The 20267-nt window shown below is 68.1% G+C and carries 20 protein-coding genes; 7 read left to right on the top strand and 13 right to left on the bottom strand.

The genetic code is table 11. From position 1 onward, the window contains the following. Window positions 1-2 precede the first annotated feature (2 nt). Genes ACZ6SF_RS12505 through ACZ6SF_RS12490 form a run of 4 tightly spaced genes read right to left on the bottom strand, consistent with a single transcriptional unit; the run spans window position 3 to window position 2161 of the window. Complete coding sequence (locus ACZ6SF_RS12505) at window positions 3-866, bottom strand: ABC transporter permease (protein ID WP_466062151.1); 864 nt, start codon at window positions 864-866, stop codon at window positions 3-5. A gap of 1 nt (window position 867) precedes the next feature. Beyond that, window positions 868-1725, bottom strand: coding sequence for an MlaE family ABC transporter permease (locus tag ACZ6SF_RS12500; protein ID WP_466062150.1), 858 nt, complete (start codon window positions 1723-1725; stop codon window positions 868-870). Continuing rightward, a complete protein-coding gene (locus ACZ6SF_RS12495; protein WP_466062149.1) occupies window positions 1722-1937 on the bottom strand; it encodes a hypothetical protein in 216 nt (71 codons plus the stop codon). The genes ACZ6SF_RS12500 and ACZ6SF_RS12495 overlap by 4 nt, the downstream gene beginning before the upstream one ends. Then, on the bottom strand, window positions 1937-2161 hold the full coding sequence (locus tag ACZ6SF_RS12490) for a hypothetical protein (RefSeq protein WP_466062148.1): 225 nt from the start codon (window positions 2159-2161) through the stop codon (window positions 1937-1939). Before ACZ6SF_RS12490 ends, ACZ6SF_RS12495 begins: the two co-directional genes overlap by 1 nt. A gap of 268 nt (window positions 2162-2429) precedes the next feature. Here ACZ6SF_RS12490 and ACZ6SF_RS12485 point away from each other — a divergent pair, with 268 nt between their 5' ends. Together ACZ6SF_RS12485 and ACZ6SF_RS12480 are read left to right on the top strand one after the other, a co-directional pair. Next, window positions 2430-3347, top strand: a complete 918-nt coding sequence (locus tag ACZ6SF_RS12485; RefSeq protein ID WP_466062147.1) for an oxygenase MpaB family protein — start codon at window positions 2430-2432, stop codon at window positions 3345-3347. 122 nt (window positions 3348-3469) lie between these two features. Further along, a complete protein-coding gene (locus ACZ6SF_RS12480; RefSeq protein ID WP_466062146.1) occupies window positions 3470-4483 on the top strand; it encodes an Rpn family recombination-promoting nuclease/putative transposase in 1014 nt (337 codons plus the stop codon). 35 nt (window positions 4484-4518) lie between these two features. On the opposite strand, the gene ACZ6SF_RS12475 is transcribed toward ACZ6SF_RS12480, so the two are convergent. Beyond that, window positions 4519-5178, bottom strand: a complete 660-nt coding sequence (locus tag ACZ6SF_RS12475) for a Pr6Pr family membrane protein (RefSeq protein WP_466062145.1) — start codon at window positions 5176-5178, stop codon at window positions 4519-4521. Between the two features lie 198 nt (window positions 5179-5376). Between ACZ6SF_RS12475 and ACZ6SF_RS12470 the strand changes: the two genes are divergently transcribed. Further along, window positions 5377-6006: a hypothetical protein gene (locus ACZ6SF_RS12470; protein ID WP_466062144.1), complete on the top strand. Its 630-nt coding sequence runs from the start codon at window positions 5377-5379 to the stop codon at window positions 6004-6006. A gap of 740 nt (window positions 6007-6746) precedes the next feature. Here ACZ6SF_RS12470 and mftG read toward each other — a convergent pair. The 4 genes from mftG to mftA all read right to left on the bottom strand — a co-directional run bounded on the left by mftG (window position 6747) and on the right by mftA (window position 11440). Further along, window positions 6747-8210, bottom strand: a complete 1464-nt coding sequence (gene mftG, locus ACZ6SF_RS12465) for a mycofactocin dehydrogenase MftG (protein ID WP_466062143.1) — start codon at window positions 8208-8210, stop codon at window positions 6747-6749. Window positions 8211-8225: 15 nt separating this feature from the next. Further along, window positions 8226-9626 (bottom strand): mycofactocin biosynthesis glycosyltransferase MftF, encoded by a 1401-nt coding sequence (gene mftF, locus ACZ6SF_RS12460; protein ID WP_466062142.1) that lies wholly within the window; start codon window positions 9624-9626, stop codon window positions 8226-8228. A gap of 194 nt (window positions 9627-9820) precedes the next feature. Then, window positions 9821-11326: a mycofactocin radical SAM maturase gene (gene mftC, locus ACZ6SF_RS12455; RefSeq protein WP_466062141.1), complete on the bottom strand. Its 1506-nt coding sequence runs from the start codon at window positions 11324-11326 to the stop codon at window positions 9821-9823. Between the two features lie 15 nt (window positions 11327-11341). Beyond that, a complete protein-coding gene (gene mftA, locus ACZ6SF_RS12450; protein ID WP_449996682.1) occupies window positions 11342-11440 on the bottom strand; it encodes a mycofactocin precursor MftA in 99 nt (32 codons plus the stop codon). A gap of 392 nt (window positions 11441-11832) precedes the next feature. Here mftA and mftR2 point away from each other — a divergent pair, with 392 nt between their 5' ends. Then, window positions 11833-12483, top strand: coding sequence for a mycofactocin system transcriptional regulator MftR2 (gene mftR2 / locus ACZ6SF_RS12445; protein WP_466062140.1), 651 nt, complete (start codon window positions 11833-11835; stop codon window positions 12481-12483). A 66-nt stretch (window positions 12484-12549) separates the two neighbouring features. After that, a complete protein-coding gene (locus ACZ6SF_RS12440; RefSeq protein ID WP_466062139.1) occupies window positions 12550-13605 on the top strand; it encodes a 2Fe-2S iron-sulfur cluster-binding protein in 1056 nt (351 codons plus the stop codon). 11 nt (window positions 13606-13616) lie between these two features. Here the strand turns inward: ACZ6SF_RS12440 and ACZ6SF_RS12435 are convergent, their stop codons facing one another. Both ACZ6SF_RS12435 and ACZ6SF_RS12430 read right to left on the bottom strand, forming a co-directional pair. Further along, the gene (locus ACZ6SF_RS12435) at window positions 13617-14885 is read right to left on the bottom strand and encodes an FAD-dependent oxidoreductase (RefSeq protein ID WP_466062138.1); all 1269 of its coding nucleotides are present in this window, start codon (window positions 14883-14885) and stop codon (window positions 13617-13619) included. A 6-nt stretch (window positions 14886-14891) separates the two neighbouring features. Next, on the bottom strand, window positions 14892-16163 hold the full coding sequence (locus tag ACZ6SF_RS12430) for an MFS transporter (RefSeq protein ID WP_466062137.1): 1272 nt from the start codon (window positions 16161-16163) through the stop codon (window positions 14892-14894). A gap of 167 nt (window positions 16164-16330) precedes the next feature. On the opposite strand from ACZ6SF_RS12430, the gene ACZ6SF_RS12425 reads away from it, so the two are divergent. Further along, window positions 16331-17212 (top strand): LysR family transcriptional regulator, encoded by an 882-nt coding sequence (locus ACZ6SF_RS12425; protein WP_466062136.1) that lies wholly within the window; start codon window positions 16331-16333, stop codon window positions 17210-17212. 8 nt (window positions 17213-17220) lie between these two features. Here ACZ6SF_RS12425 and ACZ6SF_RS12420 read toward each other — a convergent pair whose 3' ends face one another. Both ACZ6SF_RS12420 and ACZ6SF_RS12415 read right to left on the bottom strand, forming a co-directional pair. Then, window positions 17221-17994 (bottom strand): glutamate racemase, encoded by a 774-nt coding sequence (locus tag ACZ6SF_RS12420; protein ID WP_466062135.1) that lies wholly within the window; start codon window positions 17992-17994, stop codon window positions 17221-17223. Between the two features lie 9 nt (window positions 17995-18003). Beyond that, window positions 18004-19203, bottom strand: coding sequence for an NAD(P)/FAD-dependent oxidoreductase (locus tag ACZ6SF_RS12415; RefSeq protein ID WP_466062134.1), 1200 nt, complete (start codon window positions 19201-19203; stop codon window positions 18004-18006). Between the two features lie 222 nt (window positions 19204-19425). Between ACZ6SF_RS12415 and ACZ6SF_RS12410 the strand changes: the two genes are divergently transcribed. Continuing rightward, window positions 19426-19782, top strand: a complete 357-nt coding sequence (locus ACZ6SF_RS12410) for an SPW repeat protein (RefSeq protein WP_449996672.1) — start codon at window positions 19426-19428, stop codon at window positions 19780-19782. Window positions 19783-20267: the final 485 nt, after the last annotated feature.

Below are 20267 nucleotides of genomic sequence, written 5' to 3'. Positions count from 1 at the left end.
CCTCACCCCGAGATCCGGAAACCGGGGTCGATACCCCAGATCGCCAGTGTCAAGAACAGATTCGCGAACACCATGACGACGATCACCATCTTGATCGCCTGCCCGGCCGCCACCCCGACCCCTTCCGGCCCGCCCGCGGCGAAGAAGCCGTAGTAACACTGGATGAAGGTCGCCAGGAGTACGAACACCACGACCTTGAGCAGTGAGAAGAAGAGATCGGGACCGATCAGGAACTGGAAGAAGTAGTGGTCGTAGGTCCCCGCGGACGTCCCGCCCAGCAGCAGCACCGAGAGTTTCGTGGCCAGATACGCGACCGCCAGCCCCACGCTGTACAGGGGAATGATGGTGAGCGTCGCCGCGATCATCCGGGTGGTCACCAGATACGGCAGCGGCCGGATGGCGATGGACTCGAGCGCGTCGATCTCCTCGGCGATACGCATGGATCCGAGCTGGGCGGTGAACCTGCAGCCAGCCTGGATCGCGAACGCGAGGGTGGCAAGAATCGGCGCTAACTCACGGGTGGTGGCGAACCCGGAAATGGCACCGGTGAGCGGGCCCATGGTGAGCAGGTTCAGCGCGCTGAAAGCTTCCATACCGACGGTGATCCCGCCGAAACCGCACAGGATGATCACCACCCCGACGGTGCCGCCGCCCACGATCAGCGACCCGTTTCCCCAGCCGACGTCGGCGGTCAGGCGCAACACTTCCTTGCGGTAGTGCCGGAAGACGAACGGTACCGCCGCCAGCGCCCGCACGAAGATGATGGCCTGGTGCCCGAGCCGGCGATTGGCCTCGATGGGCGCCGCGGCGGCGGAGGCGACCATCCGGACCGGCTTGAGAGCCGGTGGGGTGTACGGAGTGCCCATGTCAGATCACCTTCGTCGGGAAGACGGTGTTGTACACCTGGGTGATGATGATGTTGGTGGCGAACAGCATCAGGGCCGAGGAGACGACCGCCGAGTTCACCGCGTTGGCCACACCCCCCGGGCCACCCTTGGCGTGCAGCCCCACATCACAGGCGATGATCGCCGTCAGCATCCCGAAGATCGCCGATTTCACCAGAGCCACGGCCATATCGTTGGCGACGGCGAACGAGGCGAAGGAGCCGATGAACGAACCCGGCGTCCCCGACTGGGCGTAGACGTTGAACATATAGGCGGTCGCGAAGCCCACGAAGACGATGAACCCGCACAAAAGCATGCTCACCAGCACCGCGGCGACGAGTCTCGGGGCGACCAACCGCCGGACCGGATCGACTCCCATCACCATCATCGCGTCGATTTCCTCGCGGATGGTCCGGGATCCGAGGTCGGCGCAGATGGCCGAACCCACCGCACCCGCGATCATCAGCGAGGTCACCAGCGGCGCCCCCTGCCGGATGATGCCCAGCCCGGCGACCGCGCCGATGAAGGTGGTCGCACCGACCTGATTGACCAGCGCACCGATCTGGATCGACACCACGACCGCGATGGGCATGGCGACGAAAATGGTCGGCGCGGCCGAGACGTTCGCCATGAACGCGCACTGTTTGGCGAATTCCGCGAACGGGAACCGGCGCGCGGCCATGGATTTCACGGTTTCCGCCGCGGCCTGCCGGCCCAGCGTCACCTGCCGGCCCAGCGTCTCCAGCGAGCGCTGGGGGTGGCGCTGCCACAGACCTTTGAGGTCGTCGACGGCCTGTTCCAGGTCGGTGCGGTCCTGCGGCCTGCCCGTATCGGCCGTCACCACGGCAGCACCGGGCCGCTCGTATCGAGGTCACCGGCGAGGTATTGCTGCAGCAGCACCAGTCCGGTGCCGACGGCCGCGATACCCGCGGCGATCACACCCAGCAGCGCGAGCCAGAGTCCGAAGCGCAGTACCGGATTCACTTTCGTCCGCCCACCGAGGATCTTGACGACGATCACCACGATGTCGATGAGCCACACCAGCGCCATCATCAGGTCATCGACACATTCGCGAAGGTGAGGACCGGCCAGCACACGATCGAGCCGAGGAACGAGATGATCACGTCCAGGCCGTGCATCTCGCGCAGATGCGAGGTATGGGTCAGCGTCCAGACGATTCCGATGAGCCCGTAGGGAATGCCGAGGATGACGAAGGTGCCCACGAACTCGGACACCTTCATCTCATAGCTGAAAATCCGATCCAGCCGCTTGAGCATGTCGCTCCTTCCTTGACCGCCGCCGCGCCCCACCCCGCAGGAACGTCTGAGACGGTTGGTCGGAGCCGTATGTTACGCACGATTCCTGACAGTCCGGAAGGTTTTCGAGAAGATTGGTGTCACCGGATCACGCTGTGATACCTGTTCTAGGTACATTTCCCAGCCCCACACTTCGTAACTAAGTTAGCCAGAGTTCATTCATATCAAGTGACTGTCGGAAGAATTTGGAGTAACTTAGGACACATATGATCCACGGGGAAGGATGCCCATGACCGCCGCCGCACACTCCTGGCAAACCAACGCACCGGACGACTCCGGCCGGCTGACCACGGAACAGACCCGTATCCGGATCGCCACTACACACCGGGCGCTCACCAAACGCCCCCTGCGGCTCACCGACGCCCTCGACTTCTGGCAGTTCGCCGGCGCCGCCGCCAATGTGATCATGCAAATGGCCAACCCCGGTGTGGGATACGGCGTCGCGGAGAGCAAAGTGGAATCGGGTTCGCTGATGAAGCGCCCGTGGAAACGCGCCCGCACCACCACCCAGTACCTGGCCGTCGCCATCCTCGGCAACGACGAGGAGAAGAAGGCGTTCCGGGAAGCCGTGAACGTCGCCCACCGGCAGGTGCGGTCCGAACCCGGCGCCGCGGTCAAATACAACGCCTTCGACCGCAACCTCCAGCTGTGGGTGGCGGCCTGCCTCTATATCGGTTTCGAGGACACCTATCAACTGCTGTCGGGCCGGATGAACCCGGAACAGAACGAGGCGTTCTACCGCTCCTCCTCGTCGCTGGGCACCACCCTCCAGGTCCCCGAGGATATGTGGCCGGCCACCCGCGCCGAGTTCGACGAGTACTGGAACAAGGCCTGCGAACAGGCCGTTCTCGACGATTTCGTCCGCTCCTATCTCAACGACCTGCTCGACCTGCGGATGATCCACTGGTACCTGCGCATCCCGTTCCGCGGCCTGCTCCGCTTCCTCACCATCGGCTTCCTCGCCCCGCATTTCCGGGAACAGATGCGGGTCGAATGGTCCGCCGCCGATCAGCGCCGCTTCGAGCACCTCTTCCTGTTCGTCGGTTTCGTGAACCGCTTCATCCCCCGCTTCCTGCGCCACGGCGGCAGCCACACCCTGATGGCCGATATCCGCCGCCGCATCAAACGCCAGAAAAACCTCATCTGACCAGTCAGTCCGCTACGCGCGCCGGGGTCCACGACACCGGCGGGCGGCCTCGGCGATAAACGGAACCAAAGATTTTGCCGCATAGGGAAACCCATGTCGGTGGCCGGCGGTAGCTTCGCGACGTGCCCGCCAACCCGTCGAACCCGCACGACGCGTACTTCCGCCACGTCCTCGGCCGCCCCGCCGACGCCGCCTGCGAGCTGCGCATCGCACTTCCGGAAGCGATCACGGCCCGGATCGATTGGGACCTGCTACAACTGCAACCCGGCAGTTTCGTCTCGGCCGAGTTGCGCTCACGCTACAGCGACCTGCTGTATCGCACCCGGCTCGACGGGCACCCCGCCTATATCTACCTGCTCATCGAACACCAGACCCGCAGTGACCACTTCATGCCGTTGCGCATACTCGAATACCTGGTCGGCATCTGGAACCAGCATCACCGTCAATACCCCCGGGCACGCATGTTGCCCGCGGTGATCCCGCTGGTCGTCCACAGCAACAGCACCGGCCGTCCGTGGAACGCCCCGACCGAGATCATCGATCTGATCGATCTCGACCCGCCCGCCCGCTCAGCCCTGGAACCCCACCTACCACGGATGCGGTTCCTGCTCGACGACGTCGCCGCGATCGACCTGGCCGCGCTCCGCGCCCGTGACCTCACCCCCGCCACCCGCATCATGCTGGCCCTCCACAAGATCGCACCGGACAATTCCGACCTCGGCTCGGATATGCTGGACCTGGTCGACGACCTGCGCAGGCTCGCGTCCGGCCCGCACGGGACAGCGGAGTTGCAGGCGGTTATGAGCTACGTGCTGATAGTCGGTGACACCACGGAAAACGACTTCACACCCCTGATCGATCAACTCGGTCCCCGAGCCAAGGAGGCACTCATGACCACCGCCGAACGGCTCCGTGCCGAGGGGGAAGCTCGCGGACGCGCCGAGGGGGAAGCCCTGGGACGCGCCGAAGGAGAAGCTCGCGGACGCGCCGAAGCATTGATCGAACTGCTCACGCTCAAATTCGGCGCCCTCCCGGCAGGCACCATCCGGACCATCCGCGACGGCGGCCACGACCAGGTCCGCATGTGGACCGCACGGGTCCTGACCTCGGCCACTCTGAACGAGGTGTTCGGCTGAGCCGCGGCCCCGCTCTGGCCATAGGCCGCCCTCGGTTATCCGAAATCCGATGCGTTCCGTTCGTCGCCGGGCCCGGATATCCTCCCGCGATCGCGGAGTTCGCCGATACCCGCCACCGCCAGTGCGAGCAGCACGAAGACCACGGTGAGCACGACCAGGCCCAGCGCCAGCGACAGATACCCCTGCGTCCTCGGGTCCAGGAACGGATACGGATACCAGTCCACCCACGGCCCGCGTAGCAGCGTGTAGGCCGCGTACGCCGCCGGATAGGCGAGCCATGCGCCGATCAGACCGGGCGTGATACCCAAGCGCCGCGGGGCGAGAATCCAATCGGCCAGCATGACCACGGGTAGTACCCGGTGCAGTACGTCGTTGATCCAGCGGTCGGAGAGCATCACGTCCAGATGTGCGAGCAGGGTCGCGTAGACGACCCCCGTGATCACCAGATACAGGGTGCTCGCGCCGCGCAGCATCTGCCAGCGCCGGGAGCCGGGGTCGGCCAGACCGCCGGTCAGCAGCACCACCACGCCCAGCACGTTGGACTGGATGGTGAAGTAGCTGAAGTAGTTCGCGACCGAGAAGGTCTGCGCGCTCCCGTCCCGGATCGGGATCCACGCCAGCGCCACGGCGCCGAGTATTCCCACACCGATCCGCAGCACCCGCAGCCAGTTCGCCGTGCCCGCATCCGCAGCCATGCCCCCGATGATCACACGTGCGGCGAACAGTTCTGTGGAAGCGCGGTCGGTCACCTCGAGGGGCGCCGCACCACGAATCGGCGAGCAATATCACTCCACCTATTGAATGTGCCGTTATATAGCGGTACGGTAAGCATTGTTCCGATAAATGCACCGCCCCGCGAGCCCACCGGGACGTGATGAGTTAGGACCCCACCGATGAACCGAACCCCGGCCCAGCGCACCCGACGTATCGCCGCCCGGATCGCCGCGATCGCGGTCATCACCCTGACGCCGCTCGCCGGCGTCGCCGGCACCGCCCTCGCCGACCCCGCCAGTTCGAGCAACGACTCCCACAGTTCGAGCGACTCCGGCAATTCCGGCGGCTTCGGCGGCTTCGGCAACGATCACGATCACGGTTACGGTTCCGGCGACAACGGAGTCGGCCACACCGGCATCGGCGACAACGGAGTCGGCTACGACAACGGCGACTACGGCTGGGATGACAACGGCCAGTACGGATATCGCGATCACAACCGGCAGAACTACGACGGCTGGAACGACCAGTTCAACAGCGGCGGCAACGGCCGTCAGGACCGCGATTCGCACGCGGGCTACGGCAACGACCGCGACAACGACCACGACACGCCGGTGACCCGGGACCGCGAGACCAACCGCAGCGGACCGCCGCACGCGGGCTGGAACATGCCCAACCCCTATATCCCGCCGGCCCCGCCGAGCCTGCTGCCGTCGCTGCCGGCACTGCTGCCCGGCCTGCCGCAACTGCCCCTGCCGGTCACGGGCCTTCCGGCCATTCCCGGCCTCCCCGGCACCGGCAGCGCATTCTGATCTCTCATAGATGTGCCGTTGTATAACGGCACATCTATTTTCGAGCCGCTTCATCAGTAAGCTTCAAGTAGTTCACTGGGTGACAGCACGAACCGAACGAGATATCGACCGGATCGACACAGGACGACGCGCCCGGCTCGGAGTGCCGGCCGGGCGGAGAATCCGGATGATCCCGCAATCGCGGGAAATTCGCTGGGCCTTCCGCACCGGCGCCGTACCTTCCCCGAGTCCGGCGCCGGGTGCGGATTCCCGGGTGCCCGTATCACGTTGCCGCAGCGGGCCACCCGAAGGACCAGAGTACTTGTTCGCGGCCCGATCGCCGGGAGATCGGGCCGGGGTGTCGAAATTGGAGATGCAATATTGCGTGACGCCGCTTGATATTTCGGCGAAGCGCCCCGGTGAGCTGTATCCCCGACCGATACAGCTCACCTACCACACCGGTTACCCTGGCGCGGGCAGTGGGGGCATACCCATAGCAAACGGCTATACCACTGCTGCGGCGCTTCGCGGAGGGGCCGCGGGGATCGCCCGCACGAGCGGACCGAGCCGCCGCCCGGCGAATCGCACCGGTGGAAAATACCGTAGGGTTCGCGGCCGCGCCAGCCGGACAGCGCGATCGCGGCAGGTCGCGATGACGGCGGACAGCTGCGTTCGCCACCGGTTAGCGTGACATCACCGAATACGTGTATCGAATAGTGGCGTGGCCGGTTTCCGTGCCGGCGGTCGCGATCGACGCCGTGTCAGCGCAGATCCGCGGTCGCGCGTTCGGCGAGCAACACCACGGTCGCCTGCGGCCCCCGGCTCAGCGGTACCGGGACCACCGAGAGGTCGACCACCGACAATCCGTCCACGCCGTGCACCCGGCAGCGCTCGTCGACCACCGCCCGCGCGTCGTCCGCGCGTCCCATCCGGCAGGTGCCCGACAGATGTTGCGAGGTCTCCAGTCGTTCGTGCAGCCATTCGTCGGTGATCGCGCCGGACATCGCCTCGTCCACCGGGCGCGCCGACATGGCGTCGAGGATCTTGCCGGCCAGTTCCACCGCCTCGCGCAGCCGGGCGCGGTCGGCGGATGTCGCCAGGTAGCCGTGTTCGATCAACGGGGCGGCCAGCGGGTCCGCGGAGGCCAGCCGGACACTACCCGCGCCGGTGGGCCGCATCAGGGTCACACCCATCCGGTGTGCGCCGGGAGTGAAGGCGATGGTGTAGGGGCGGATCTCGATATCGTCGAACTCCAGGACGTATTCGACCGGGACCACACCGTCCGACGGCGCCGGATGCCGGTAGTCGATCCCGATTTCGGGATGGTCGGTGGCCCACTCCCCGACCGGCGCCGGCACCACCACCGGGATATCCAGCGCGGCCAGCCGGTCGGGCGGGCCGACACCGGAACGCAGCAACAGCGCGGCCGATTCGATCGCCCCCGCCGACACCACCACCCGGTCGGCGTGAATCGTCTCGACCCGTCCGCCGGACAGGCAGTCCGCGCCGACCACCCGGGTTCCGTCGAAGCGCAGCCGCAGCACCGAGGTATCGCCCCGGACCGTGAGGTTGGGTCGCGCCAGCGCGGGCAGCAGATACGAATGCGCCGGTCCGATGCGCTGATACCGGCCCGCGGCATCGGGCGGGCCGACGGTACACGGCACCGGCCCCACCCCGGATTCCGGACCGCCGGGCAGCGCGTTCCAATCCGCGACCTCACCGAAGCCCAGGTCCAGGCAGGCCGCCCCGAATTCGGCCACCAGCCGGGACGGCCGGGTGATCCGCCGCAGCGGTACCGGACCGCTGCGCCCGTGCCCGGGGTGGTCACCGAAATCGTGGTCGTTCTCCAAGGACCTCAGATACGGCAGCACATCCTCGAAATCCCAGGCCCGCGTCCCGGCCTCCCGGCTCCAGGCGGCGAAATCCCGGGCCGCGCCGCGAATGAAATAGCAGCCGTTCACCGATCCGGAGCCGCCGATCCCCCGTCCGCGCACGATCCGGCCGGGGCGGCCGGGCGCGAACAGCACCGGATAGCGCCACAGCCAGGGCGCGTCGTCGCCGACCGGCAGCCCCGCGCTGTCGCCGAGTTCGGGCGGGAAATCCGCGGCCGAGGTCCAGTGACTCCCGGCCTCCACCAACCGGACCTGGTGCCCGGGGTCTTCACTCAGTCGCGCGGCCAGCACACAACCGGCCGTCCCACCACCGATGATCAGCGTTTCCACCACGGCCGGCCGCCTCCGTTACCGCGGGGGGCCGGTAGGTCTCAGCGCGGCCGGGCTGCCGGCCCGGAACGCGCCCAGCCACAGGCCGGTCCCGTACCCGATATCGTCGATCCGCCGGAACGCGATATAGCGCAGCGGGTCCAGTCCGCCGGCCTCCCGGTGCGTGTACCAGTCGACCATCCCCTCGGCCACGGCCAGCGACAGCGCGATCCGCCGGATCCGGCGGGAGCACACCATGGCGGCCAGGGTGATCGGCCAATAATGCCGGCACATCGCCGAGGCCAGCCGCCACAGCCCCGCGAAGAAGCCGCGGGCGACGTAGATGGCCGCGATACCGGTCGGGTTGTCCACGCCCGCGAAAGCCAGCCGTAGCCGCCGTAGCGGCACCAGCAGGGTCAGCACGGCGCCCAGTAGCCCCCACCGGGTGCGGGTGGCCAGGAAGAGCGCCGAGACCGCGGTCCACTTGGGAATCTGCAGCGGCGACACCATTCCGGCGTGCCGTTCGCTCAACGGCGCGGCGCCGGTGCCGTAGAAGAGTTTGCGGCGGAACCAATCGCGGAAGGAGACCCGGTGATCGTGGGCCACATGGGCCGCCGGTTCGTACCGGAGCCGCCAGCCCGATCGCTCCAGCCGCCAGCAGAGATCGACATCCTCGGCGACGTGCATGTTCTCGTCGAACCCGCCCTCGGCATCGAGGACCGCGCGCCGCACCAGCAGCGCGGCGCTGGGAACGTAGGACACCACCCCGCCGGAGTGCACCGCGGATTCGCGGCGGCCGAGATCCAGGGAGGAGCGGGCGTGTTCGTAGCGGGCGAGGGTGTTGGATTCCGGATCCAGCGCCACGATCCGCGGCGCGACCAACGCGACCTGCGGATCGCTGAAATGCCCCAGCATCACCTCGAGCCAGCCGCTGCGCGGGACCACGTCGGAATCCAGGAAGGCGACGAACTGTGTGGAGGCCGCGCGCAGGCCGGTGTTGCGGGCCGCGGCCGGACCGCGGCGCTCCTCGTGGCGCAGCACCTTCACCTCGCAGCGGCGGCCGTGTTCGTCGGCGACGTGGACCGGTTCGTCGGACCCGTCGTCCACCACGATGACCGTATGCCCGCGCAGCACGGCCAGCAGCCGGTCCAGTCCGCCGGGGTTGTTGTGCAGCGGGACGATGATCGTGACGTCCTCCGGCGAAGGCAGCAGCCGGGGCCGGGGATTGGCGACCCCGGAGTCCAGTAGCCGTCTGGCAACCACCGCCGATTGCGGGCCGTTCACCTCGAGGTAGCCGTCGCCGATCATTTCGGCGGCCTCGGGCGCAAGGCGCAGCAAACGTGCGGGTGAACCTCCGATCAGGATGCGTCCCCCCGAGTATGCGCGTACCCGTGGGTCGATCCGCACCCCGAATCCGTCGGGCAGGCGATCATGGCGCATTCCACGGATGGTAACTGCCGATTCGACCGCTGACATCAGCAGTCCGGGAAAAAGTAGGCCGATCGGGAGAAATTCCCCCGGCGACCGTGCGCGTGAACATGAAATAGGTCACCGAACCGATAGCACGGATATGAACGACCGCCCGGAGCAACGATTCGGCAATCGGCGCTCCGGGCGGTCGCGGACAACAATTCTCACACGAGCGGACTCTCGTCGCACGCGCGCGACGGACGTTTCGCCGGCGGCAGCAACGTCAGCGGAACGGGACCACCGGAACGGGACCGGCGCGGAGCACTCTTGCGGGAGTGGTCCACCGCCGGACGCGGAATGATCCGGCCGGCATCGGCCAGGGCCGCTTCGCCGTATCCCTGTACGCATTCCGGATCCGGCCCGTCGGCAGGCAGCCCGGTGAAGAATTTCGCCGCCATACAGCCGCCCCGGCAGGAGTCGTAATGCGCGCACGACGCACAGGCTCCGCCACCACTGGGCTCCCGCAGTTCGGCGAACAGCTCCGATTCCCGCCACACCGATTCGAAACCACCGTCGGTGACGATATTTCCGGCCTGGAACCGCTCGTGGATCGCGAACGGGCAGGCGTAGACATCACCGAGCGGATCGACCAGGCACACCACCCGGCCCGCCCCGCACATGTTGAGGCCCGGCAGGGCCTCGCCATAGGCGGAGAGATGGAAGAACGAATCCCCGGTGAGCACGCCGTCACCGTTGCGGACCAGCCAGTCGTACAGGGTGCGCTGCTGTTCCGGGAGCGGATGCAGATCGTCCCAGACGTCGGCGCCGCGGCCCGACGGCCGCAGCCGGGTGAGCCGCAGTGTCGCGCCGTAGCGATCGGCGATCTCCCGGAACTGATCGAGCTGGTCGATATTGTGCCGGGTGGCCACCACGGACAATTTCGCGTCCCGGAAACCGGCCTCGGCCAGATTCTCCAGCGCGCGAATCGCCATATCGTAGGAACCGGGCCCGCGCACCGCGTCGTTCACCGCGGCGTCGGCTCCGTCCAGAGAGATCTGGACGTCCACATAGTCGCTGGCGGCCAGCCGTTTCGCGACCTCGGGAGTTATTCGCACACCATTGGTGGAGAACTTCACCCCGACCTGATGCGCGGTCGCGTAATCCACGAGTTCCCAGAAGTCCGGGCGCACCGTGGGTTCGCCGCCGCCGATGTTCACGTAGAACACCTGCATCTTCTGGAATTCGTCGATGAGCGCCTTGCACTGTTCGGTGCTGAGTTCCCGCGGATCGCGCCGTCCCGAGGACGACAGGCAGTGCACACACGAGAGATTGCACGCGTAGGTGAGTTCCCAGGTGAGGCAGATCGGGGCAGCCAGCCCGGATTCGAAGCGGTCCACCAGTCGCACCGCCGGGTCGGCCGGGCCCACACCGGCGAACGGCGCGGGAACGGCGGGCGCGGACTCCTCGGGCGCGGGCCGGATCATCTCCGAATCGGCCAGACCGGCAAGAGCCTTCACATACGGCCCGGACGCCGAGTCCGCGATCCCGGCGGCCCGCAGGGCCGCGCGGGCCGTGGGATGCCCGGGCAGTGACCGCACGATCTCGACGATCCGCGGATTCTTCAGGAACGACAGTTTGCGATTACCGAAGTGGTAGAGCAGCGCACCGAACGGTTCCGGGCGCAGCGACACCCGGGGATGCAACTGCCAACGCGTTTCCAGATCTAGCATTCCGGCTCCCGCCGATCAGTAGACGCCGCACATACCGTCGATGGAAACCTCTTCGACCAGGCTTTCCTCGATGACGGGGGCTTCGTCGGCCGCGTGGTTGTCGACAGTGCCGATCGGACCGCGCTGATCGGTTCCGGCCGGTCCGAAGGAACGGTTGTCCGCCATGGCTACCTCCACAGATTGGTGCCTGCGCCGGCGGGCTGTCCGGCCGGGCGTCGCGGTCTCCGCTGGAGACCGCCGGTGAGCCACGGCACGGGGCCGGCGCTGCGATCGCCGGATGCGACCACCGTCACACCATAACGTCATCCACTGACAAAATGGAACAGTTTCCCGGTTAATGGCCACTCTCGCGCCGAAACGGGCCCTCTCCGCCCGCGCTGCGGCCACGCGCGTTCGTATGCCCCCGGTTCCGCTCACGGCCCCGTCCGGTGTCGTCCTAGACTGCGGGGGCAAAGCAGCTGAACAGAACGTGACGGGCGGATGCCGCTCGACGCATTGAGGTGGCAATGGGAGTCGTGCGAATGCAGGCCAGCGGGGGCGGGGGTGGTAACGGGAGCACCCTGTCGGAGGCCGAGATCGTGGAGGCGGCACTGCGGGTGGTCCGTGCCGACGGGGTGGAGAAACTATCCATGCGGCGGCTCTCGCGCGAGCTGGGCGTTTCGCCCATGGCGCCCTACTACTACGTAGCCGATAAACGGGAGCTACTCGACCTCGTGGCCACGGCCGCCCTGGCCGGGGTGCGCAAACCGCCGCCCGAATCGGGCAGCTGGCAGGACCGGCTGGTGGATCTGCTGGCCCAGATCGACGAACGGCTGCGCCGCCATCCCGGCCTCGGCGATGTGCTCATCGAGCAGATGCTCGGCAAACAGCTCGACCTGATCGCGGCGATCATGGAGATCCTGTTCGAGGCCGGGTTCGACGACCGCAATGTCCTGGCCGGTTACGCGACCATCCACACCTATCTCTTCGGCCGTCGGCGGGTGAATCCCCGCAACCTCGACACCCCACCCGATGTGGTGATGCCGGAGCGAGTTGCCCGCGCAATGGAATACCTGCCCGACCTGCGTGGCAAGTACTCCTACGATTTCGGCGTCGGCGTGCTCGTCGCCGGGCTGGAAGGTCAGCTCGTCCACCAGCGGTCCGCCGGCATAGGCTAAAATTGAAACACGTTCTAGTTTTGCCGTAGGCTGGAGGCCGCCGGCTACCAGTGTCGAGAGGACGAGATGACCACCGTCGAAGTGCCCCATGGCTCGCGATCCGTCGTATTGCGGGTCGCTCAGGTCATCGCGGAAACCACCGACGCGAGCTCGCTGGTCTTCGAGATCCCCGAGCAGGCGCGGGAGAAGTTCGCGTATCGGCCGGGCCAGTTCCTGACCCTGCGCATCCCCAGTGATCGCACCGGGTCGGTGGCGCGCTGCTATTCGCTGGCCAGTTCCCCCTACACCGACGACCTGCCCAAGGTCACGGTGAAGCGCACCCAGGACGGCTACGGCTCCAACTGGCTGTGCGACAACATCAAACCGGGCGACGAACTCGAGGTGCTGCCGCCGTCGGGTGTGTTCACCCCGAAGGATCTCGACGACGACCTGCTGCTCTTCGCCGCGGGTAGCGGCATCACCCCGGTGATGTCGATCCTCAAATCCGCCCTGGATCGGGGCAGCGGCAAGATCGTGCTGATCTACGCCAACCGCGACGACGACTCGGTGATATTCGCGGCGGAGCTGCGTGAACTGGCCGAGAAGCACCCGCAGCGGCTCACCGTGATCCACTGGCTGGAGAGCCTGCAGGGCCTGCCCACCGTCGCGGCCCTCGCCGAGCTGACCCGGCCCTACACCGGGCACGCCGCGTTCATGTGCGGCCCGAAACCGTTCATGGACGGTGTGCACGAGGCGCTGGCCCTGCTGGGCGTCCCGCGTAACCGGACCCACGCCGAGGTGTTCAACTCGCTGGCCGGCGATCCCTTCGCCGACACCGCGCCCGCCGAGATCTCCGACGAGGAGGCCGCCGACGCGGCGACGGTGGAGGTCGAACTGGACGGCGAAACACATAACCTGAGCTGGCCGCGCAAACAGACCCTGGTCGACATCATGCTCGACAAGGGCATCGACGTCCCGTACTCGTGCCAGGAAGGCGAATGCGGATCCTGCGCGTGCACGGTGCTCGAGGGCAAGGTCGAAATGGACAATGCCGAGATCCTCGACCCCGAGGACATCGAGAACGGCTACATCCTCGGCTGCCAGGCCCGCCCGGTCACCGACCACCTGCGCATCCAGTTCTGACAGCCTCCGGCTCAGACCGCGGGCACCGGCTCGGGTAGCCGGGCCCCCTGCCGCTGCAGTTCACCCCGCACACTCGCGGTGGTCGCCGCCCCGGTGCGGGCCTGCTGGGCCGCCGCGACCCCCGCCGCCTGACCGGTGGCGAAGGCGGTGCCCATCACCCGCAGGGACGCCCCGGCCTGGCGGTCGCCGTCGAGATTCCGCCCGGCCGCGAACAGATTGGCGGTGCCGATACTGCGCAGGCAGTCGAGCGGAATGGGGTAGAAACCGGGATCACCGATGAATTTCCAGGTGGAGGGGATTCCGGGGCCCGGGTGGTACTCCATCGGCCAGGCCCCGATCGCCACCGCCTCCTCGGCGCCGGCGGGGCGCAGGATATCGGCCTCACGGAGCCGGTGCCGGGCGATGATGTGGCGTGATTCGCGGGTGCCGAGTTCGGGTCCCGTGGTGACGATATAGGCGCGCTCGGCGCCGGGAATCGTGCGCACCACCCGCAGATACGCCTGCGCCTGCCGGCGGGCGTCGATCTCGGCGCGGCTGGTATCGGCGGCCGACCGGGCGTCGTAGCCCGCGTCCACCAGGTACGCGATGACATCGCCGGACACCGGCATCCGGGCCACCAGACCGGATTCGGCCAGCAGATCCGGTGTTCCCGCGGCCTTCGCCGCCCGCACGGCCTCGCCGACCGTGGACACGGTGACCTCGGCGCCGGGTTCGATTCCGCCGAAGCGAACACCCAGGCTGCCGTTCTGCACCCAGCCGTCGGTGCCGTACCGGACCTCGGCGCCCGCGTGCTGCGCGAGATCCGCATCACCGGTGGCGTCGACGAATGTCGCGGCGGTGAACCGGTGAACGCCCTCGTGGTCGGCGATCTCGACGGCGGTGATGCGGCCGCCGTCGGTATGCGCGCCGATGAGCAGGCTGTGCAGGCGGATATCGACGCCCGCGCCGCGGCACAGGTCGTCCAGCACGACCTTGACGCTCTCCGGGTCGAAAACCACGGTGACCGCGTTGAATTTACGCGGTTCGCTCACCGCCCCGCGCGTTCTCAGCGCGGCGACCACCTCGTCGGCGATACCGAATACCACCTGCCGCGCGTCGTCGCGGGTGTAGAGCCCGCAATAGGTGACGACATTGCGCAGGGTCGCGGCACCGCCCAGGCAGGGACCGCGTTCGATCAGCAGGGTCCGCGCACCGGTCCGGGCGGCGCCGACGGCCGCCGCGATACCCGCGGATCCGCCGCCGGCGACGATGACGTCGTAATGGGTACTGCTCGGAGTCATCCGGCATCAGGCCTTTCCGGGGGCGGCGAGGATCAGCGGACCGTCGCCGGGTCGCGCGGTCGCGGCGCCGGCGGATTCGCGGCTGTCCGCGCCGCGGATGAAGTACATGGGCACGATCGCCAGCAGCGGGCCGGCGGCGAGGACGAGGAAGACCAGCTGGAACGACCCCGTCGCACTGAAGACCAGCCCGACCACCGCGGGCACGATGGTGCTACCGAGCTGCCAGAACGCGTTCACACCGCCGGACGCCGTCCCCGCGAGTTCCGGACCCGACAGCGTCGGGATCATCGCCATCATCACCGGGCTGTAGATATAGGCGGCGATGCCGAGGAACGGGGCGATCCACAGGAACTGGGTCGCGGTGGTGGCGAAACCGAAGGCGATCAGGCACCCCACGAACGCGGCCAGGATCGCGATGCACTGCCGCCGCCGGCTCAGGCCGAGCGCGTCACCGACCAGGCCGACCAGTGGTTTCGAGAACACGGCGACCGCTCCGAAGATCACCACGACGGTGCCGGCCCGCACCGGATCGATCCCGATGCCCTTGACCATCAGCAGATTCGACCAGGTGATGAAGCCGTAGGTGCCCCACAGCGCACCGAATCCGGCCAGCGCGAGCAGCAGCAGACCGCGATTGCCCAGTAGCGGCCGCAGATCCGGCCGGCCGCCGGTTTCCGGGCGGGCCACGGTCAGCGGACCGGGACGCAACAGGGCCAGGCAGCACAGGCCGATCACGATCGAGGTGAACCCGAAGAGGTGGTAGGAGGTCCGCCAGCTGTGCGATTCGATCAGCCGGGGCACGACCGCGTTCGCGACGACCAGGCCGAGCGAGGTCGCGGTCATGAACACACCCATCGCGAAACCGCGCCGCTGCGGCGGGAACCAGCTGGTGATGAGTTTGACCCCGCCGCCGACCTCGGCGCCCGCGCACAGCCCGATACACGCCTGGAACAGCAGGCCCAGCGCATGGCTGTCCACTTCGCCGAACGCCAGCATGAATCCGCCGGAGAGCAGGATGCTCGCGCCCACGGTCACCCGGGCGCCGATCCAGTCGGCGACGAATCCGCCGATCAGGTTCGAGATCACGTAGCCGATGTAGTACGCGGTCGCGAACACCCCGAGACCGGCGACGGCGACCCCGAGGTCGTCGCCGACCGAACCCGCCGCCGGGCCCCAGGTCGCGCGATCGACCGAGGTCATCGTGAAGGCGGCCCAGCACAGGACGAGAACGACCCAGCGGTACCGGGTGGAGGGCGGTGCGGTGGATGACGCGGTCACCGTAGATCCTTTCGAGCGAAGCTGCGGCACCGTGTCCCGCGGCGCGCGACTGTGGTGCCGACCACAATGCAACCGCGCGAGCGGTCCGTGATCCAATGCCGCTTGAATGGCCCGGGTATGTTCTGAAGTTATGGCATCACGCTCGGCACGGAGGATCGGGGGCGGCGATGGAGCTGCAGCAACTGCGATATTTCGTCGAGGTCTTCGATCGCGGATCGCTGTCCTCGGCCGCGAAGGCGCTGCTGATCTCCCAGCCCGCACTGACCCGGCGGCTACAGCAACTCGAACGTGAATGCGGCGTAACGCTTTTCGAGCGGGTCCCGGCCGGAGTCGTACCCACTCCCGCCGGAACGGCCCTGTACCAGCACGTACTCACCCTGCTCCGGTACGCGGACACCGCCAAGGACGCCGCCCGGGACGCCGGGCCGGTCCGCGAGATCGTCCAGGTCGGCCTGGCCCCCGGGCTACCGCCCGACTGGCTCGACCAACTGATCGACACCGTGCGCGGCGCGGTCCCCCAGGCCTACCTGGCGCTCACCGACGCGACCAGCACAGTACAACTCCGGCAACTACGCGCCGGTCGCCTGGATATCGCATTCGTGCATGAGCCGCCGACGGCGGATCTGATCCGGCACCGGGTTCTGGAAGAGCCGTTCGGAATCGTCGTCGGTCCGCACGCCGACGACCGGTTCACCGGCGACACCTGCCCGCTGAGCGCCCTGGACGGAATGGATATCCTCGCCCACGCCCGCGATCAGGTGCCGATCGGCCACGATCGGCTCGTCTCGGCCGCGCACGAGGCCGGTATCGCCCCACGCTGGCATTTCGCGAACTACACCGAGAACGCCCGCGCCTGCCTGCGCGCCACCGGCGCGCACGGCGCCATCCTGAGCCGGACCACCGCCGGGCGGCTGCTACCCGGCCGGCGGTGGCGACGCCTGACCGATCCGCCGATCACCATGCAGACCTGGATCGTGCGGCAACCTGTCGCCCGCGGCATCGTCGGCGCCGTCACCGACGCCATCGTGGGCGAATACGCCCTCGACTGACCGGGGTATCAGCCCCGGTGCCGGCCACCGGCACCGAGAATGCGCCCGGGCTCGTAGGCGGCGGCGCCGGGCGGTAACTCGCCGGGGCGCCCGCTCAGATGGACCCGCACGGTCCCGTCACCGGCGGCCGGACCGTCCAGCGCCTCCATCCGCCGCACCGTCTGCGCCGCCACGGCCTGGGCGCTGTCGAACAACCGCACACCGTCGGGCAGCGCGGCGACGATGGTGTCCACGATCAACGGATAGTGGGTGCATCCCAGCACCACCCCCTCGACATCGGCGGGTGTGCGGGACGCCGCGTCGGCCACCGATGCCCGCACCGCGGCCATATCGCCGAGATCCACCGCCTCGGCGAGCCCGTGGCAGGCCACACCGGTCACCTTCGCGTCACCGCCGAAACGGGCGATCAGATCGGCCTGGTACGGGCTGGCGGTGGTCGCCGCGGTCGCCCAGACGGCGACCGAGCGGCATACCGCGGCGGCCGGTTTGATCGCCGGAACCGTACCCACCACGGGCACCTCGGCGCCGAGGTCGGCCCGGACCTGTTCGAGCGCGGTCACACTGGCGGTGTTACACGGCAGCACCACCACCTCGGCGCCCAGGTCACGGGCTGTCCGAGCGGCCGACACCACCCGCTGGACCACCCAGTCCTGGGGTTTGGGTCCCCACGGCGCGCCCTCGGGGTCCAATTGCAGCAGCAGGTCCACATCGGGACGCAGCTTGCGCAGCCACGCCGCGGTGGGCAGCAGCCCGAAACCGGAGTCGATGAGCGCGACGATCACCTCAACAGGTTATTGAGTGGCGCCGAGCAGTTCCTCCACCGGGGCGGCCGCGGCGATCTTGGCGCGCATCTTCATCACCTGACCGGTCATTCCGGCGCCGACCACACCGGCCAGCCTGCCCTCGCGGAAGTAGTACGCCAGGAACTTGCGGCCGTCATCGGCCAGCACGCGGATATCGTCGGTGGCGCGCGGGGTGCCCAATGCCTGCAGTTTCAGCTCGTACTGATCGCTCCAGAAATACGGGACCTGGGGGATGCTCGGCGCCGCCACGCCCAGCAGCGCGCAGGTCAGCAGTTTGGCCTGTTCGCCGGCGTTGGTCCAGTGTTCGATACGGCGATGTTCGCCCGTCGGGGTCCGCCAGGCCGCCACATCGCCCACCGCCCAGACGCCCGGTGCGCTCGTCTTCCCGGTCTCGTCGGCGAAGACGCCGCCTCCGGCCGACGGCTCGGCCAGTTCGATTCCGGAACCGGCCAGCCAGTCGGTCACCGGACGGGAACCGATTCCGGAGACCACCAGATCCGCCGCGATCTCCGATCCGTCGGCCAGCGTCGCGCCGCGCACCCGGCCCGCGGGATCGGACAGCAGGGTGTCCACCCCGACCCCGCACCGCAGATCCACTCCCTCGGCCCGGTGCAGGCGGGCCACCAGCTCCCCGAGTTCGGTGCCCAGCACCCCGGCCAGCGGGGTCTGCTGCGGCTCCACCAGAGTCACCGCCAGGTTCTCCGCGCGCAGGCTGGCGGCCAGTTCGCAGCCGATGAAACCGGCGCCGATGATCAGGGCGCGCTCGGCCGAGCGCATACCCTCCCGGATCGCGACGGCGTCGTCGTGGCTGCGCAGCACGTGCACGCCGGCGACGTCCTCCGCGCCGGGCAGCAGACGCGGCCGCAGGCCGGTGGCGATGACCAGCTGGTCGTAGTCGAGGGTGCCGCCGTCGGCCAGCCGCACCTGTTTGGCCGCGGTGTCCACACCGGTCGCCGCGGTGCCCAGCCGGAGCTCGATCTTCTTCTCGTCGTAGAACTCGCCGGGTCGCAGCGGGGTCGACGCGGTGGTACCGCGGACGAAATCCTTGGACAGCGGGGGACGGTCGTAGGGCGCGTGCGCCTCGTCCCCGAGCAGCACCAGCTCACCCTCGTACCCGGCGCGGCGCAGCTCCTCGGCGGTGCGCAGCCCGGCCAGGCCGGCACCGGCGATCACGATCGGCGCGGACATACCGAACTCCCTCCCGCGGCCCCCGCGTGCCGCGCCTGAAACAGGTTATAGAAATTGTGTAGCCCACCCTAACTTGCCCGTCCCGGCGGGGGAAGCGCCTCGGCCCGGCCCCGATTCGCCGCGCAATCGTGTCCGTCGCGATATCGACCCGCCGCCCGCGCAGCGATATACCGAGGTCAGGCCCAACCTACGGACCTGTTTCGCAAGTTTCAGGAGGCCACTATGTTCACCGAAAGCCGGACCCAGGACTTCCTGGCCGTGGTGCTCGGCGTCTTCACCGCCCTCTCACCGATCTGGGTGGCGACCAACGAGCGTGCGGCCTGGACGATGATCGTGCTCGGCGTGCTCATCGCACTCACCGGACTCGCCCAGATGTACCGGCCCGCCATGGCGGCCACCGACTACGCCATGGCCCTCTTCGGCGCATTGCTGTTCCTCGCGCCGTGGGTGATGGACTACACCGCCTACAACGGCGCGTCGTGGACCTCATGGGTCGTCGGAATCGTCACCGTCGTGATCGCGGTGGCGGCGCTACCGGCCGTGGCCGGACGTATGCACGGCACGGCCCAGCACCACTGACACCGGGCCGGCCGCGAATACCGCCGGTGACACCGGCGGAAGGCACATATGTGCCATCGACACCACCGGGAAATAAGTAAGGGGCACGGATTCCGGCCCGGCGCGGTCTGGTGACCCGCGCCCGATCCGGGCCCGCGATCCGGCGGCCCACCGTCCGGGCACGTCAGCGATGCGTGGCCGGGCATCCCGGCAAATACGGCGCCCGAACGGAAGTTCGGGCGCCGGTGTAATCCTGATCACCCTCGACCTCTCGAGCAGTGGCGGCAAGCTTCGCACACTAGAACGAAAACCGCCCCGGGAGGTAAGAATGGGCACATGGATGCCGAAAATGCCAGCCTCGGAGACGAACGCCGCGCCCCTCAGGAGGAGTACGGGCGCGGGCAGTGGGACTCCGAGTCGAGGGGCTTCGCCGGCTTCGGATCCGAGGGATTCGATTCGGCGAATGGTTCGAACGGCGCCACGAACCGGTCCGATTCCGTCCCGGA

The sequence above is a fragment of the Nocardia sp. NPDC049935 genome, assembly GCF_055586645.1.
This window is presented reverse-complemented; position numbering and strand designations above follow the sequence as displayed.

Bases quoted from the DNA above. Each gene is read 5' to 3' on its own strand.
- mftF (WP_466062142.1), bottom strand. From the start codon at position 9,626: ATGCGCCATGATCGCCTGCCCGACGGATTCGGGGTGCGGATCGACCCA.
- ACZ6SF_RS12410 (WP_449996672.1), top strand. From the start codon at position 19,426: ATGTTCACCGAAAGCCGGACCCAGGACTTCCTGGCCGTGGTGCTCGGC.
- ACZ6SF_RS12415 (WP_466062134.1), bottom strand. From the start codon at position 19,203: ATGTCCGCGCCGATCGTGATCGCCGGTGCCGGCCTGGCCGGGCTGCGC.
- ACZ6SF_RS12495 (WP_466062149.1), bottom strand. From the start codon at position 1,937: ATGATGGCGCTGGTGTGGCTCATCGACATCGTGGTGATCGTCGTCAAG.
- ACZ6SF_RS12435 (WP_466062138.1), bottom strand. From the start codon at position 14,885: ATGACTCCGAGCAGTACCCATTACGACGTCATCGTCGCCGGCGGCGGA.
- ACZ6SF_RS12470 (WP_466062144.1), top strand. From the start codon at position 5,377: ATGAACCGAACCCCGGCCCAGCGCACCCGACGTATCGCCGCCCGGATC.
- ACZ6SF_RS12425 (WP_466062136.1), top strand. From the start codon at position 16,331: ATGGAGCTGCAGCAACTGCGATATTTCGTCGAGGTCTTCGATCGCGGA.
- ACZ6SF_RS12485 (WP_466062147.1), top strand. From the start codon at position 2,430: ATGACCGCCGCCGCACACTCCTGGCAAACCAACGCACCGGACGACTCC.
- ACZ6SF_RS12505 (WP_466062151.1), bottom strand. From the start codon at position 866: ATGGGCACTCCGTACACCCCACCGGCTCTCAAGCCGGTCCGGATGGTC.
- mftR2 (WP_466062140.1), top strand. From the start codon at position 11,833: ATGGGAGTCGTGCGAATGCAGGCCAGCGGGGGCGGGGGTGGTAACGGG.
- mftC (WP_466062141.1), bottom strand. From the start codon at position 11,326: ATGCTAGATCTGGAAACGCGTTGGCAGTTGCATCCCCGGGTGTCGCTG.
- ACZ6SF_RS12490 (WP_466062148.1), bottom strand. From the start codon at position 2,161: ATGCTCAAGCGGCTGGATCGGATTTTCAGCTATGAGATGAAGGTGTCC.
- ACZ6SF_RS12440 (WP_466062139.1), top strand. From the start codon at position 12,550: ATGACCACCGTCGAAGTGCCCCATGGCTCGCGATCCGTCGTATTGCGG.
- ACZ6SF_RS12475 (WP_466062145.1), bottom strand. From the start codon at position 5,178: ATGGCTGCGGATGCGGGCACGGCGAACTGGCTGCGGGTGCTGCGGATC.